The 14,370-nt window shown below is 71.2% G+C and carries 15 protein-coding genes and 1 tRNA gene; 12 read left to right on the forward strand and 4 right to left on the reverse strand.

The window, feature by feature from the left end:
* Positions 1–76: 76 nt before the first annotated feature.
* The 8 genes from GEV43_RS18500 (at position 77) to GEV43_RS18535 (ending at position 8,440) form a co-directional block, all read left to right on the forward strand.
* The gene (locus GEV43_RS18500) at positions 77–661 is read left to right on the forward strand and encodes an NADH-quinone oxidoreductase subunit I (protein ID WP_160821775.1); all 585 of its coding nucleotides are present in this window, start codon (positions 77–79) and stop codon (positions 659–661) included.
* Positions 658–1,200, forward strand: a complete 543-nt coding sequence (locus tag GEV43_RS18505) for an NADH-quinone oxidoreductase subunit J (RefSeq protein ID WP_160821776.1) — start codon at positions 658–660, stop codon at positions 1,198–1,200. Before GEV43_RS18500 ends, GEV43_RS18505 begins: the two co-directional genes overlap by 4 nt.
* On the forward strand, positions 1,200–1,661 hold the full coding sequence (nuoK, locus tag GEV43_RS18510) for an NADH-quinone oxidoreductase subunit NuoK (protein ID WP_160821777.1): 462 nt from the start codon (positions 1,200–1,202) through the stop codon (positions 1,659–1,661). Before GEV43_RS18505 ends, nuoK begins: the two co-directional genes overlap by 1 nt.
* On the forward strand, positions 1,658–3,733 hold the full coding sequence (locus GEV43_RS18515; protein WP_309239704.1) for an NADH-quinone oxidoreductase subunit L: 2,076 nt from the start codon (positions 1,658–1,660) through the stop codon (positions 3,731–3,733). Before nuoK ends, GEV43_RS18515 begins: the two co-directional genes overlap by 4 nt.
* Positions 3,730–5,316, forward strand: coding sequence for a NuoM family protein (locus tag GEV43_RS18520; protein WP_160821778.1), 1,587 nt, complete (start codon positions 3,730–3,732; stop codon positions 5,314–5,316). The genes GEV43_RS18515 and GEV43_RS18520 overlap by 4 nt, the downstream gene beginning before the upstream one ends.
* Positions 5,316–6,824 (forward strand): NADH-quinone oxidoreductase subunit N, encoded by a 1,509-nt coding sequence (locus GEV43_RS18525; RefSeq protein WP_160821779.1) that lies wholly within the window; start codon positions 5,316–5,318, stop codon positions 6,822–6,824. Before GEV43_RS18520 ends, GEV43_RS18525 begins: the two co-directional genes overlap by 1 nt.
* A 78-nt stretch (positions 6,825–6,902) precedes the next feature.
* Entirely contained in the window at positions 6,903–7,751 is an 849-nt protein-coding gene (htpX, locus tag GEV43_RS18530; protein WP_160821780.1) for a zinc metalloprotease HtpX, read from the forward strand.
* Positions 7,752–8,296: 545 nt separating this feature from the next.
* Positions 8,297–8,440, forward strand: coding sequence for a hypothetical protein (locus tag GEV43_RS18535; protein ID WP_160821781.1), 144 nt, complete (start codon positions 8,297–8,299; stop codon positions 8,438–8,440).
* 600 nt (positions 8,441–9,040) lie between these two features.
* Here GEV43_RS18535 and GEV43_RS18540 read toward each other — a convergent pair.
* The 3 genes from GEV43_RS18540 to GEV43_RS48125 all read right to left on the reverse strand — a co-directional run bounded on the left by GEV43_RS18540 (position 9,041) and on the right by GEV43_RS48125 (position 10,515).
* Positions 9,041–9,532 (reverse strand): YajQ family cyclic di-GMP-binding protein, encoded by a 492-nt coding sequence (locus GEV43_RS18540; RefSeq protein WP_175250625.1) that lies wholly within the window; start codon positions 9,530–9,532, stop codon positions 9,041–9,043.
* 63 nt (positions 9,533–9,595) lie between these two features.
* The gene (locus tag GEV43_RS48120) at positions 9,596–10,075 is read right to left on the reverse strand and encodes a hypothetical protein (protein WP_206681210.1); all 480 of its coding nucleotides are present in this window, start codon (positions 10,073–10,075) and stop codon (positions 9,596–9,598) included.
* Positions 10,076–10,101: 26 nt separating this feature from the next.
* Positions 10,102–10,515 (reverse strand): SDR family NAD(P)-dependent oxidoreductase, encoded by a 414-nt coding sequence (locus GEV43_RS48125; protein WP_206681211.1) that lies wholly within the window; start codon positions 10,513–10,515, stop codon positions 10,102–10,104.
* Positions 10,516–10,617: 102 nt separating this feature from the next.
* On the opposite strand from GEV43_RS48125, the gene GEV43_RS18550 reads away from it, so the two are divergent.
* The 4 genes from GEV43_RS18550 (at position 10,618) to GEV43_RS18565 (ending at position 13,581) form a co-directional block, all read left to right on the forward strand.
* On the forward strand, positions 10,618–11,196 hold the full coding sequence (locus GEV43_RS18550; RefSeq protein ID WP_160821783.1) for a TetR/AcrR family transcriptional regulator: 579 nt from the start codon (positions 10,618–10,620) through the stop codon (positions 11,194–11,196).
* A 380-nt stretch (positions 11,197–11,576) separates the two neighbouring features.
* Positions 11,577–11,658 (forward strand) — tRNA-Tyr (locus tag GEV43_RS18555).
* Positions 11,659–12,739: 1,081 nt separating this feature from the next.
* Entirely contained in the window at positions 12,740–13,057 is a 318-nt protein-coding gene (locus GEV43_RS18560; protein ID WP_160821784.1) for a helix-turn-helix transcriptional regulator, read from the forward strand.
* Positions 13,057–13,581 carry an SRPBCC domain-containing protein gene (locus GEV43_RS18565; protein ID WP_160821785.1) on the forward strand — a complete coding sequence of 175 codons (525 nt, stop codon included), beginning with the start codon at positions 13,057–13,059 and terminating at the stop codon, positions 13,579–13,581. Before GEV43_RS18560 ends, GEV43_RS18565 begins: the two co-directional genes overlap by 1 nt.
* A 503-nt stretch (positions 13,582–14,084) precedes the next feature.
* Here the strand turns inward: GEV43_RS18565 and GEV43_RS48130 are convergent.
* On the reverse strand, positions 14,085–14,369 hold the full coding sequence (locus tag GEV43_RS48130) for a hypothetical protein (protein WP_206681212.1): 285 nt from the start codon (positions 14,367–14,369) through the stop codon (positions 14,085–14,087).
* Between the last annotated feature and the right edge of the window lies 1 nt (position 14,370).

A 14,370-nucleotide genomic window follows, 5' to 3' on the forward strand; every position in this document is an offset into this window, starting at 1 on the left:
CCGGCCCACGTGTGGTCAGACGAACGCGGCGCCCGTTGCGTTCCCCGAGGCGCTCTGTAAGGAATCATGGTGACCCGTGGGACGGCTACCAGGAGGCGGGCTGGCCAAGGGGCTGGCCGTCACGTTGCGGACGATGACGCGGCGCTCCATAACGCGTCAGTACCCAGAAGTCGCGCCGGATCTGCCTCCGCGCAGCCGCGGCGTCATCGCGCTTCTGGAGGAGAACTGCACGGTCTGCATGCTGTGCGCGCGCGAGTGCCCGGACTGGTGCATCTACATCGACTCGCACAAGGAGACGCTGCCCGCCGAGGGCGGCGGGCGGGCGCGCACGCGCAACGTCCTCGACCGGTTCGCGATCGACTTCGCGCTGTGCATGTACTGCGGGATCTGCATCGAGGCGTGCCCGTTCGACGCGCTGTTCTGGTCGCCGGAGTTCGAGTACGCCGAGTACGACATCAACGAGCTGACCCACGAGCGCGACCGGCTGCGCGAGTGGATGTGGACCGTCCCGCCGCCGCAGGCCCACGACGCCGCCGCCGAGCCGCCGAAGGAGATCGCCGCGGCGGAGAAGGCGATGGCGCGCTCCGCGCGGGGCGCGGGCGGGCGCGGCGCGGCCGAGCGCGGCGCGGGCGGGCGCGACGGGCCCGGGAGGCGGCCATGACCGGGCAGGACGCCGTCTTCCTGCTGCTCGGCGCGGTCGCCGTCGGCTCCGGGGCGCTGTGCGTCACCACCCGGCAGATCGTGCACGCCGCGCTGTGGCTGGTCGTGTCGTTCGGCGCGCTCGCGGGCGGCTACCTGGTGCTCACCGCGGAGTTCGTCGCGTGGGTGCAGGTGCTGATCTACGTGGGCGCGGTCGTGGTGCTGCTGCTGTTCGGGATCATGCTGACCCGCGCGCCGATCGGCGCGGACGCCGACCTCGACTCCGGCAACCGCTGGATCGCGCTCGGCGTCGCGCTCGCCACGGCGGCCCTGCTCGTCACCGTGATGGTGCTGGGCTTCGGCGGCGCGCACCGTCCGGTCGACGCGGGCGGCGGCTCGGCCGACCAGCTCGGCGCGAGCGTGTTCCGCACCTGGGTGCTGCCGTTCGAGGTCCTGTCGGTGCTCCTGCTCGCGTCCCTGGTGGGCGCGATCGTCCTGTCGCGCTCCGACATCGGCGCGCGGTCGGACGACGGAAACGGCGCGGAGGAGGGCGAGGGCTGATGCACATCGTCTACCCCACCTCGGTGTCGGCGCTGCTGTTCGCGGTCGGCGTGTACGGGGTGCTGGCGCGGCGCAACGCGATCCTGCTGCTGATGTCGGTCGAGCTGATGCTGAACGCCGTCAACCTCAACCTCGTCGCGTTCGACGTGTGGTGGCGGGACCGGCTGCACGGCGGCCAGGTGCTCACGCTGTTCACGATCGTGATCGCGGCGGCGGAGGTCGGGCTCGGCCTCGCGATCATCCTGCTGGTCTACCGCAACCGGAGCTCGGTCGAGGTCGACCGCCTCCGCGCGCTCGGCGAGGACGGCACGGGCGCGGGCGCGCCGGACGCCGCCCGCCCGCCCGCGCCGGCGCGGGACGAGCGAGACCCGTCCGACCGCGAGACCGCCGGGCGCGGGAACGCCGGCGCGGACGCGGGGCGCGGGGACGCCGGTCGGGAGACCGAGGAGGCCGCGCCGTGATCGTGCTCGCGTCGCTCGTGGCGCTGCTGCCGTTCGGCGCGGCGTTCGCCGGGATGCTGCTCGGCCCCCGCCTGACCCGCGCGCTCAGCGGCCCCCGCGAACCGCGCCGCACCGAGGAGCGGCAGGCCGTGGCCGGGCAGATCGAGGCGGGGCACGCGGAGGCGCGCCCGGCCGAGGCGCCGCGCCCGCCGCGCCCCCCGCACCCGCTGCGGAACGGACCGGCGCTGATCGCGTGCGCGCCCGTCGCGGCGTCGCTCGTCCTCGCCGCGATCGTCGCGTTCACCGTGTGGCGCGACCCCGGCCCGCGCACCGGGACGCTCGCGCTGGTCCAGACGGGGTCGGTGCCGATCCGGGTCGGCCTCCAGGTGGACGGCCTGTCCGCCGTGGTCGGGCTGATGGTGTGCTGCGTCGCGCTCGCCGTGCACGTCTACTCGGTGTCCTACATGGCCGAGGACCCGCGCTACTCGTCGTACGCGGCGTTCATCTCGATGTTCACCGCGGCGATGCTGCTGGTGGTGTTCGCCGGGGACCTGCTCCTGCTGTACGTCGGCTGGGAGGTCATGGGCATCTGCTCGTACTTCCTGATCGGCCACCACTGGGAGGACCGCGCCAACTCGCGCGCCGCCGTCAAGGCGTTCCTCGTGACGCGGCTCGGCGACGTCGGGTTCCTGCTCGGCATCCTCGTCCTCGGCGTCGGAGCCAGGACGTTCTCGATCGACGGCGTGCTCTCGCGCGTCGCCGACCTGCCCGACGCGACGCTGACGGCCGCGGCGCTGCTGCTGCTCGCCGGGGTGGCGGGCAAGAGCGCGCAGTTCCCGCTGCACACCTGGCTGCCCGACGCGATGGCGGGCCCGACGCCGATCAGCGCCCTCATCCACGCCGCGACGATGGTCGCGGCCGGGGTGTACGTGGTCGCGCGGCTGTACGGGGTGTTCCTCAACGCCCCCGGCGCGCTCGGCGTCCTCGGCGTCGTCGCGGTCGTCTCGATGGTCGGGTCGGCGCTGGCCGCGCTCGCGCAGGACGACCTGAAACGCGTCCTCGCGTACTCGACGATCAGCCAGCTCGCCGTGATGGCCGCCGGGCTCGCCGTCGGCGCGAAGACCGCCGCGATCTTCCACCTGCTCGCGCACGGCGCGTTCAAGGCCCTGCTGTTCCTGGCCGCGGGCTGCGTGATCGTCGTCGCCGGGTCCAACCTGCTCGCCGCGTACGGCGGGCTGCGGCGCGGCATGCCGATCACGTTCTGGTCGATGACGGCCGGCTTCGCCGCGCTCGCCGGGATCCCGCCGTTCAGCGGCTGGTTCAGCAAGGACTCGGTGATCGAGGCCGCCCAGCACGCGGCCCTGCACGGCGGCGACAGCGCGTCGACCGCCGGCTGGTTCGCCTACACGCCGTTGCGCGAGTACCCCCTGCGGACGCCCGGCGCCGGCGGCGCGCATCCCGCGCCCGTGTGGACCTACCGCCTGGTGGAGCCGGTCGTGCCCGCGAGCGTGGCGTGGCTGGTCTACCTCGGGCTGCTCGTCACCGTCGTGCTGACCGCGGCGTACGCGACGCGGGCCTGGCTGATGACGTTCTTCGGGGAGCCGCGCGGGACGTACGAGATCGCCGACCCGCCGCGGATCATGTCGTGGACCGTCGCGGCGCTCGCCGTTCCCGCCACGGTCCTCGGGTTCTTCGGCAGCGGGGCGTCCGAGCTGCGCCCGCACCTCGGGTCCGCGCTGCTCGGCGTCGTGCTCGCGGGGCTCGGCGCCGCCGCCGCGTTCCTCGTCTGGAACCGCGATCCGGCCGCCGACCCGGCCCGCGCGCTCGGCCGCGCCCGCCCAATGCTCGCGCGCGCCTTCTACGTGGACGAGCTGTACGCGGCCGTGATCGTACGGCCCGCCGAGGCGCTCGCCCGCCATGTCGTGATCTTCGACGGGCGCCGGATCGACGGCGCGGTCACCGGCGCCGGGCGCGGCGCGCGGTGGCTCGGCGGGCGGCTGCGGCTCCAGGTCAACGGCAACCCGCAGACGTACCTGACCGGCCTGGTCGCCGGGGTGGTCGTCATCGCCGCCGGAGTGGTGATCTTCCGATGATCTTCCTGCTGATGATGGCGGTCCCGCTGGCCGGCGCCCTCGCGATGCTCGTCCCGGCGGACCGGTTCCTGCCCGGAGACGCCGCCGTGCGGCGCTTCGGCGCGGGCGTCTCCGGCGCGACGCTGCTGGTCGCCGTGTCCGCCCTCGCCGCGTTCGACTTCGGCCGCTCGTCCCGGATGCAGCTCGAAGTGGACCGCTCGTGGGCGCCCGCGATCGGGCTGCGCTTCCACCTCGGCGTGGACGGGATCTCGCTGCCGCTGGTCGCGCTGACCGCCCTGCTGACGTTCCTCTGCTTCCTCTACACGCTGCGGCACCCGCCCGCCGGCGGCCGGGCCCGGCTGCTCACCGCGCTGCTGCTCGTCCTCGAAGTGGGGATGCTCGGCACGTTCACCGCGCTCGACCTGGTGCTGTTCTTCGTGTTCTTCGAGGTCGTGCTGATCCCGATGTACGTGGTGATCGCCGTGTGGGGCGGGCCCGCCCGGCGCGCCGCCGCGTACAAGTTCATCCTCTACACCCTCCTCGGCTCGGGCCTGCTCCTCGCCGGGATGCTGCTCGTCGGCGCCGAGGCGGGCACCCTCGACATGACCGAGCTCGCCGCCCGGCACGGCTCGGGCCTCGCCCACGGCGTGCAGGTCACCGCGTTCGCGCTGATGGGCCTCGGGTTCGCGGTCAAGGCGCCGATGTGGCCGCTGCACACCTGGCTGCCCGACGCGCACACCGAGGCCCCGACCGTCGGCTCGGTGCTCCTCGCGGGCGTCCTGCTGAAGATGGGCACGTACGGCCTCGTCCGCGTCGCGCTGCCCCTCGCCCCGGACGGCGCGCGCGTGTGGGCGCCGTGGCTCGGGCTCCTCGCCGTCATCGGGATCGTGTACGGCTCGCTCGCCTGCCTCGCCCAGCGCGACCTCAAACGGATGATCGCGTACTCGTCCGTCGGGCACATGGGCTTCGTCCTGCTCGGCATCGCGACCCTCACGCCCGTCGGGGTGAACGCCGCGCTGTTCGGCAACATCGCGCACGGCCTCATCACCGGGCTGCTGTTCTTCCTCGCCGGCTCGGTCAAGGACCGCTACGGCACCGGCGACCTGAACGTCCTCGGCGGCGGGATGCTCACCTCCGCGCCCCGCCTCGCCTCGATCCTGACGTTCGCGTCGGTCGCCTCCCTCGGCCTGCCCGGCCTCGCGGGGTTCTGGGGCGAGATGCTCGCGCTGCTCGGCGCGTACAGCCCGCACGCCGACCTGCCCCGCGAGACGTTCGTGACCTTCATGGCGGTCGGCGCGCTCGGCGCCGTCCTCACCGCCGCCTACTTCCTCCGCATGCTCGCCAAGATCACCCACGGCCGCACCCCCGACCCCATCGAGCCCGCCGCGGCGGCGCCCGCGCCCTCCGAGGGCTCCGCGGCGCGCCCCGCGCTCACCCCTCCCGAGCGCGCGCCGATCCCTGCCGAGCCGATCGCCGCGCTCACCCGGTACGAGTACGCGGCGTGGACGCCGCTGATCGCGCTGACCCTCCTCGTCGGGCTCTGGCCGAAGACGCTGCTCGCCGTGACGACCGGCCCCGTCCGCGCCCTGTTCGGAGGTGGCTGATGATCCAGGGGATCGACTACGCCGCGATCGCGCCCCCGCTGATCCTCGCCGCCGCCGCGCTCGCCGTCCTGCTCGCCGACGCGTTCGACGTGCCGCGCCGCGCGGTCGGGCTGCTCAGCGGCGGCGCCCTCGCCGTCGCGTTCGGCGCCGTCGTCGCCCTCGCCGCCGGGGACCGCCGCGCCACGTTCTGCCTCCCGGACGGCCTGCGCTCCGGCGGTCCCCGCTCCTGCTCGTACGTCACCGACGACTTCACGCTGCTGTTCCAGGGCCTGGTGCTCGCCGCCGCCGTGGTCGTCGTCCTGCTGTCCCTGGAGGAGATCACCCGTTCGCGGCTGCCCGCCGGGGAGTACCACTTCCTGCTGCTCGCCGCGGTCGTCGGCGCGCTCACCCTCGTCGCCGCCCGCGACCTGGTCCTGCTGGTCGTAGCGCTGGAGACGCTCTCGCTGCCGGTGTTCGCCCTGGTCGGGCTGCGCCGCTACGACGGCGCCGCGTCCGAGGCGGCCCTGAAGCTGTTCCTGGTCTCGGTCGTCTCGGCCGCGGTCATGCTCTTCGGGATCAGCCTGGTGTACGGCGCGACCGGCGCCATGCACCTCGACCGGATCGCCCCCGCCCTGGACCGCCTCCCGTCCGACCTCGACCCGGTCGCCGCCGTCGGTGTCGTCCTCGTCCTCGCGGGCTTCGGCTTCAAGGTCGCCGCCGTCCCGTTCCACTTCTGGGCCCCGGACGTCTACCAGGGCGCGCCGCTCCCGGTCGCCGCGTTCCTCTCCGTGGTCTCCAAGGCCGCCGGGTTCGCCGGACTCGCGATCGTGCTGGCCCTCGGCTTCCCGGCGTACGCCCACGTGTGGGGCCCGCTGGTCGCGATCCTCGCCGCGCTCACCATGACCCTCGGCAACCTCGTCGCCCTCCGCCAGCGCACCGCGATCCGGCTGCTGGCCTGGTCGTCGGTCGCCCAGTCCGGCTACATGCTGGCCCCGCTCGCGGTCGGCACCGACCACCTGTCCGAGGCCGTCGCCGCCACCGCCGCCTACGTGGCCCTCTACGCGGTCATGAACCTCGGCGCGTTCGCCGTCGTCACCGGCTTCGCCCGGCGCCGCCCCGCCGCCCCCGCCGGCTGGGACGAACTGGACGACTACCGGGGCCTCGCCCGCCGCAGCCCGGCCCTCGCCGCCGCGCTGGCGTTCTTCCTGATCTGCCTCGCCGGCCTGCCGCCCGGCGTGATGGGGCTGTTCGCGAAGGTCGTGGTGTTCCGCGCGACCGTCGCGGGCGGCGTCACCTGGCTCGCGGTCGTGATGGCGGTCAACACCGTGATCGGCCTCTACTACTACCTCGTCTGGGCCGCGCGGCTGTTCGCCCCGCCCGCGCCCGCCGCCGAGGACCCGCAGGTCGTGCCGTACGAACCCGCGCCCGGACCCGCCGTACGGGCCGCCGTCGCCGCCACCGCGGCCGGCGCGCTGGTGCTGTCGGCCGCGCCGCAGCTCGTCCTCCAGGCGGTGTCCACGGTCGGCTGACGACCTCCGAACCGGGAACGTTTCGGCTGGTCAACCCGTTGTCACCGAAGGCCGGAAAGTCGACGGGGAGGCACGCAGGTGCGGTTCAACGGCGTCAGGACGGCCGCGCTCATCGCCGCGCTGTCGGCGTTGCTGCTCGCGGCCGGATGGGTGCTCGGACGCGCCGCCGGGCTGACGATCGCGCTGCTCATCGCGCTCGTCACCAACGGCGTCGCGTACTTCTTCAGCGACCGGATCGCGCTGCGCTCCATGCGCGCGCACCCGGTCGGCGAGGTCGAGGCCCCGGTGCTCTACCGGCTCGTCCGCGAACTGGCGAACGCCTCGCGGCAGCCGATGCCCCGCCTCTACGTCTCGGAGACCATGCAGCCGAACGCGTTCGCGACGGGCCGGAACCCGCGCAACGCCGCCCTCTGCTGCACCCGCGGGATCCTCCGGATGCTGGACGAGCGGGAGCTGCGCGCCGTCCTCGGCCACGAGCTCTCCCACATCCACAGCCGCGACATCCTGGTCTCCTCCGTCGCCGCCGCGATCGCCACCGTGATCACGTACCTGTCCCATCTGGCGATCTTCCTGCCGGTCGGCCGCGACGACGACGACGGCCCCGGCCTCCTGCCCGCCCTGCTCATGCTGGTCCTCGGCCCGGTCGCCGCCGCCGTCGTCCAGATGGCGATCAGCCGAACCCGCGAGTTCGCCGCCGACGCCTCCGGCGCCCGCCTCACCGGCGACCCCCTCGCCCTCGCCTCCGCCCTCCGCAAGATCGAGGCGGGCACCCGCGCCATGCCCCTGCCCCAGGACCCCGAACTCGCCTCCACCAGCGCCCTGATGATCTCCAACCCCTTCCAGGGCGCCGGCATCGGCATGCTCTTCTCCACCCACCCCCCGACGGCCGACCGCATAGCCCGCCTGGAGAACATGGCCTCCGACTGACCTCCACCGCGCCCTCCGCGAGGCCGGGCCCGCTCTCCGCGAGGCCGGGCCCGCCCTCCGGAGGCCGTCCCCGCCGGCGGCCCGAACTTCCTTGACACGCCCCTGAACCATCCGGCCGACCGCCGCGTCATACCCATTGCGAGCGCGCCGAGCCACTTCTGCGGGGGAAGAGGCCGGCGCGCTCCACCCGTTCAGGGGTGATCGTCCACATGCCGGACGTGCTCGTCACCTGTTGCACGGACGGCGTGCGTGGTGCGCCCTCGCCGAACATCGCTCACCATGCCCGCGCGAGCGCGCTCTGAGCCCCGCAGGCCGCGTCTGTGAGCGGATCGTCCGGCCGTCCTCCGTCGGAGCCCTGGCGCTGGAGAAGTACGCGACGGATCTGACCGGCGGCAACGCGCCGAGCAACGAGGTGCGGGCCCGCCGGGTCGTCCAGACCGTGAAGATCTGTCGTTGGGGCAACGGGGAGAGGACGCTCACGAAAGCCCCGAGCGTGACACTCTGTAGCCACCCGGTACTTTCGGCAACCGTTCACAGGAGGAGACATGTCCGCTCTCATCGAGCCGCGCGACGCCGGGGGCCTCGACTTCGCAGCCCTGGCCGCCGTTCCGTCGCCGGAGCCCCTCTCGCCCGTGGTCGCCCGCGTAACCTGCTCGGTGACATGGACCATCCAGTGCGAGTGGTCCTAGGCCGTACATTCCTGATCACCTAGTCCGGGCCAAAGGACAGTGATCAACCGGCTGCGACGCAGAGGCGGGAAGCCCCCACCCGGTCCCCGCCTCTGCCCCAGGCCCGCTCCACCCGGCAGCGCACCCGCAGAAACGCAGCTCGGGTGTTGGGCCCGACCTCGCCGGGACCCTCAGCGAGCCCGACCCGCGCAACCCGCCAATCCGAACGGCGACGCAGATCTCAACTAGCACGGACGCCCACGGGCCGCAGGCGACAGAGGCGACGACAGCCCCATCCATCCCGGACGAACGGATCGTCCGCAGGGGACTGGCGCGAGCCCAAGCGTCGTCCCGACCCGTTCGACGGAGCCCGCCTGCCCGCACTGCCTGCGTCACTACGTCGCCACAGAACGGCGAACATCGCGATCGTTCAACCGGCGCCCGAGCCACTCAACTCCAACGATCACGCTGAACGGGTGCGCGAGGCGAGTGGCCGACGCTTGAAGAGCGGAGCGGACCCGCTCGATCGTGGACGCGGCGTCGGGCGATGCGCCCTCCCCCAGCCCTCGGGAATCGTCGGGGCGCGGGTTCCCAGGTGAGAGCGGCCGCGCCCCGTCCCCACTACCGGTAGTTGACGAACTGGAGGGCGATGTCGAGGTCCTTGCCCTTGAGCAGCGAGATGATCTGCTGGAGGTCGTCCTTCTTCTTCGAGCTGACGCGCAGTTCCTCACCCTGGATCTGGGCCTTCACACCCTTCGGCCCCTCCTCCCGGATGATCTTGCCGATCTTCTTGGCGTTCTCCTGGGAGATGCCCTCCTTGAGGGTCACGGTCAGCTTGTACACCTTCCCCGACAGCCTCGGCTCCCCGGCCTCGATCGACTTCAGCGAGATCTGGCGCTTGACCAGCTTGTCCTTGAACACGTCGAGAACGGCGTTGGCCCGTTCCTCCGAGTTCGCCTGGATGTCGATGACCTCCCCGGACCACTTGATGCCCGCGTCCACGTTACGGAAGTCGAACCGGTTGGCCACCTCCTTGACGGCCTGGTTCAGCGCGTTGTCGACCTCCTGCCGGTCCAGCTTGCTCACGATGTCGAAACTCGAATCCGCCACCAGACAACCCCTTCGCCACACCTTCACGTATCGAGCCAGCGTAGCGAGCCCCCGCGGGCCGCCCAGTCATCCGCGCGCCTGCCCCGTGCCGAAGCCGGGCTCAACACCGGTGAGCTCGACGCCGGCGTCCCACACCCGCGCCGCAAGCCGTTCGTCCGCCAGCCGCCCCCGAACGGCCTCAAGCCTCGGTGCACCGCGCATCCCGAACATCCTCGGCCCCCACATCTGCCCGCCCCGTACCTCCGGATCCAGAACGGCCCGGACCGCCGTCCAGGCCCCGGCGTCCTTGCCCTGAAGCAAGACCCCGGCGGGCATCGCCCGCAGCCGTTGCCCAGTCGTCCGAACGTGCACGGGCGGCCGGGAAGGCGTCAACGAGTCCAGCGCGCCACCCGGATGCGTCACCACGCTCGCCACTGAACTCCCAACGGCCCGCAACCGCCGGTCCAGCTCGAAGCCGAAGAGCATCTGCGCCAGCTTCGAACGCGAGTAGGCCCGTTTCGGCTCGTAGTCCCGCGTGCTCTGGAGATCGTCAGGGTTCAGCTCCACGGACTTCGCGGTGAAGCTCCCCGTGGTCACCACACGACCGCCCCGTCCGACAACAGCGGCGCCAGCAACCCGGTCAACGCGAAATGCCCGAGGTAGTTGGTCGCGAACATCACCTCGTTCCCCTCCGCGGTCTCCCTGCGCGGCGGCTCGTCGAACAGCACCCCGGCGTTCAGAACGACCGCGTCGAGCCCGTCCAGCCCGTCCACGGAGGACTTGAGCGACGGAAGATCAGAGAGGTCCAGCCGGAGGTGCCGAACCCGCGCTCCCGGCACCCGCCCCCGGATCGAGTCCATCGCCGCCGCGGCCTTCTCATCGCTCCGGCTGCCGAGAACCACGGTGGCCCCGCTGCCCGCCAACTGCTCGGCCACGAAATACCCGATGCCCGCGTTCCCTCCGGTGACCAGGAAGGTCTTCCCCTCGGCCCGCGGCACCCGACGCACGTCCCATATCGCCCTCACGACGTCCCCCTAAAGTCGGAATCACTCCGACTTCAAACTTACTACGATTTCGTACTCCCTCGGATAACAGCTACGGTCGTCCCCATGGGCGAGACTCCAGGACGCCGCGAACGCAAGAAGGCCGCCACCCGCAAGGCCCTCTCCGACGCGGCCCTGCGGCTGTTCCTCGAACGCGGCTTCGACAAGGTCACGGTCGCCGAGATCGCCGACGCCGCCGACACGGCGGTCTCCACGCTGTTCGCCCACTTCCCGGGCGGCAAGGAGGCCCTCATCCTCGGCGACGGCGCCGAACGCGAAGCGGCCCTGACCGCAGCCGTCCGCCAACGCCCGCCAGGAACCTCGATCCTCGATTCCCTGCGCGACTTCCTCGCCACCCGAGGCCCGTTCAACCCGGACCCCACCCCAGACTTCCGCCGCAAGGCCGCCCTGGTCGTCGCCACCCCCGCCCTACGCGCCTACGCCCGCGCCCTGTGGACCGCCAACGAGGAGTCCCTCACCCGCGTCATCGCCGAGGAGACCGACCGCGACCCCAACGACTTCTCCCTACGCCTCCTGGCCCGCTACATCCTCGAAATCCCAGACCTGGCAGGCCAGGAACCCACCCCCTCCACAGCCCTCACCACAGCCTTCACCCACCTAAAACAAGCCTGGCCAACCCTCTAACCCCCACACCCCAGCCCACCCCAACCGTCCCCCAAGCCACCCCACCCCAAGCTCCCGCCAACCACCCAAACCCCCAGCCGCCCGACCACCCAGGCCCACCCACCTCCAAAGCCAGGATCCCCGCCCACAAGCCCTGGGCCCCTAACCTCCCAAAGCCCACCACCTCCCAAAGCCCACAACGTCCCAAGCCCCACTCACAAACCAGCGACGTGGCCCCCACACTGCCCGCCTGCCCTGCCCCTGCCGCAGCACCGAGCCGGCCACGGTCCCACCGGCCCCCACACGGGAGGCGACCGCCCCCCACCCTCCGAACCCACCGATGTCACGACCGCTCCCCACGTCCGCTATTCTTTCCAGTGCCGTCGCGGAAGCGACGCCACGGCGGGTTGCCCGAGTGGCCAATGGGAGCGGACTGTAAATCCGTCGGCTTAGCCTACCCAGGTTCGAATCCTGGACCCGCCACACAAGCTGAAACGGCCTCTGACCAGCGACGACGGTTAGGGGCCGTTTTCGTTGCCACAGTCGCCGCCATGCAGCCGGGTGTCGCTGGTTCTGGAATGTACGCGGAATGCGTCCGTTCGCCATCAGGGCCCGAGGAATCAGGGAGCGGCGGCATTCAGGCCACTCCGGCGGCCCCGCGCTTGGCCGCTGGAGCGTGCGGCGTGGGGGTGGCCGCGGCTGGCCGCTGATCGCGACGGATCTGCTGGCCTCGCGTGACCAGTCACTGTGGGATGGCGCTGCCGCCACTCACGCAGCGGACAGAGTCAGTTTTCCCTCATCCGGTTCCTTGAGGTGCACGTCGGTCGTCGCGTCCTCGTCATCGTTGAACCGCAGAGTGCAATAGGCGATAACTCCATGAGGAATACCCAGTCTTCCCGCTCTTCGCTGGTCAGCGGAGGAACGAAGGTTGCCGAGACTCGCCGTACAGAGTCGTCGCTGAGGATGACGACGCGGATGTTGATGGCGCACAGGCACTTGTCCTGATTCACCCACCACTCCAGTCGGGCTGCACCTTCATACGTGTGAGCACGGCGAGGACCGAGGCCCTGTCGGAACCGCTCTGCGGGCGGGTATTCGTGGTGCGGGACTGCCCTTCGGCGTCACTACGTGATGACTTCGCCGCCCCTGACATCCGTCGCTGAGTACAGGTCTCGTCCGGGCCGGGGAGGAGGTGGGGGAAGAACAGCGGCCACGCTCTCGGCTGCCGCGGGGACGGGGCACCACGCGACAGTGGCCAAGCGTCCTGGGTTCGCAGAGCGGGCCGGGGCGGCGGGGCGCCGGGGGACCGGTCAGCGCAGGGCAGACCGGTCGCCGGGGCTGGAGAGGTGTTGAGGCGGGTGGGTGCAGACGGGGTTCCTCCCGTACTGCTGGACGGCGGCGGCGAAGCGGTCGCTGAGACGGCTGTGGTGTTGTCCGGGTGGTCTGTGGTTGGCGGTTGGGGTTCCTGGTCTTGGCGATCAGGTGGTGTGCGCGTCGAGGGGACGCGCTGGGATAGAGCTTATATGCCTTGACGGTTAAATGCCGGGATGGTTATATTCGAGAGGTGTCAACGGCGTTCGATGTTCTGGCGGCCCCGATGCGGCGCCGCATTCTCGACCTGCTCCGGGAGCGGCCGAGGCTGGTCGGTGAGCTGGCCGACCAGCTGGAAGTGACCCAGCCCGCCATCTCCAAGCATCTGCGGGTGTTGCGCGATGCCGGCCTGGTACGGGTTCGACCGGACGCTCAGCGCCGCTGGTACGAGCTTTCTTCAGAGCCGCTCCAAGAGATCGACGCCTGGCTGCGCCCGTACCGGAAGCTGTGGGCGGGCCGCCTGGATGCGCTGGAACGGCATCTCGACGAGAACCCGGAAGGAGAAGTCTGATGCCCATCACGGAACCCGGTGGCGCCGACGGTGTCGTGGAGGCCGGCGACAACGGCACTCACACACTGCGCTTCGAGCGGCGGTTCGAGCACCCGATCGACCGGGTGTGGACGGCACTGACCGAGCGCGAGGAACTCCTCGGATGGTGGGGAGCGGCCGACGAGCTGGACCTGGTCGAGGGCGGGAGGATCGTGCTGCGCTGGCTGAACACCGACCACAAGGGCGAGTACGTCACCCTGCACGGAAAGGTCGTCCGATATGAACCGCCGCGTCTGCTCGAGTACGAGACCGACGTCCACGGAGTCCTCCGGTTCGAGCTCCGCGCGGCGGGGAACGCCACGGACCTGACGTTCACCAGCACGGTGGGCTTCCCGCCCGAGATGCACCCGCTGGCACTGGCCGGGTGGCACCTGCACCTCGAATTCCTCGACGGCCTGCTGGCCGGCGAGCGTGCGGACCTCGTCCACCTGCCCATGGACCGGTGGGAACGCCGGCGCGACCAGTACGAGGCCGCCCTGCGGTGAACGCCCGCTTTGCTGGCGAGTAGGGCGGCTCCTGGCGGATCGCAGTCTGCCGGGAACCCCGTGCCGTTCAGACCCCCGTGCCGTTCCGGCCGTGTTCGGTGGGCTGGTCCGAGAGGTACGGCTCGTCAGTCTTGAATTCCTTGGCTGCGGGGTGGTTCATGACCACCCCGCACGAGGCAGACAGGGCTATAGCTTGCGCTCTTTGTCATGAAGGCCTGCCTCCTGCTTCTTGTGTTCAGGGCAGGGTGTCGGTTGGACGTAGTTCCGTCCTTATCTTCTTGGATGTTGGGCGAGGTGTTTGGGGGAGGGGTTGCGAGTTCCTGTGGTTGGAGGGCGGCGTAGTACACCGTTTTGCGTTGGTTGTTGATGTGGTTTGTCGTCTTCTTTTTGTGCTTGGCTTTCGAGGCCCGGGTTCGCGGGTTCGCGTTGGCTGTGGTGGCTCTCGGGGAGAGTTGAACAAGGTGAGGTTGAGGGGCGTGGCGTGTTCGCCGGAGTATCGGGGGTTAGTGTAGAGGGCGGGTGTAGAGCGAATTTACGGCGGGTTGGCCGGTGTAATTCGGGCCGGCTTGGGCGTCGGCGCCTAGGTAGGTGTAGGGGAAGTGGGTTTTCTGGTTGCCGTGCCGAGAGATGCGGTGATGAGTGGGGTTGTAGACGAATCCCTGCTTGCGCAGCTCAAGTGTTAGGGCGCGGCCCCATGGGGTTCCGTCCGCGCGGCGGATTGAGCGGGTGTCGAAATTTGCGGTGAACAGGCCGTCCTCGGTGAGCCAGGACGCGGCACGGGCCAGCACG

The organism is Actinomadura sp. J1-007 (assembly GCF_009793335.1).
Lineage (GTDB): Bacteria > Actinomycetota > Actinomycetes > Streptosporangiales > Streptosporangiaceae > Spirillospora > Spirillospora yumaensis.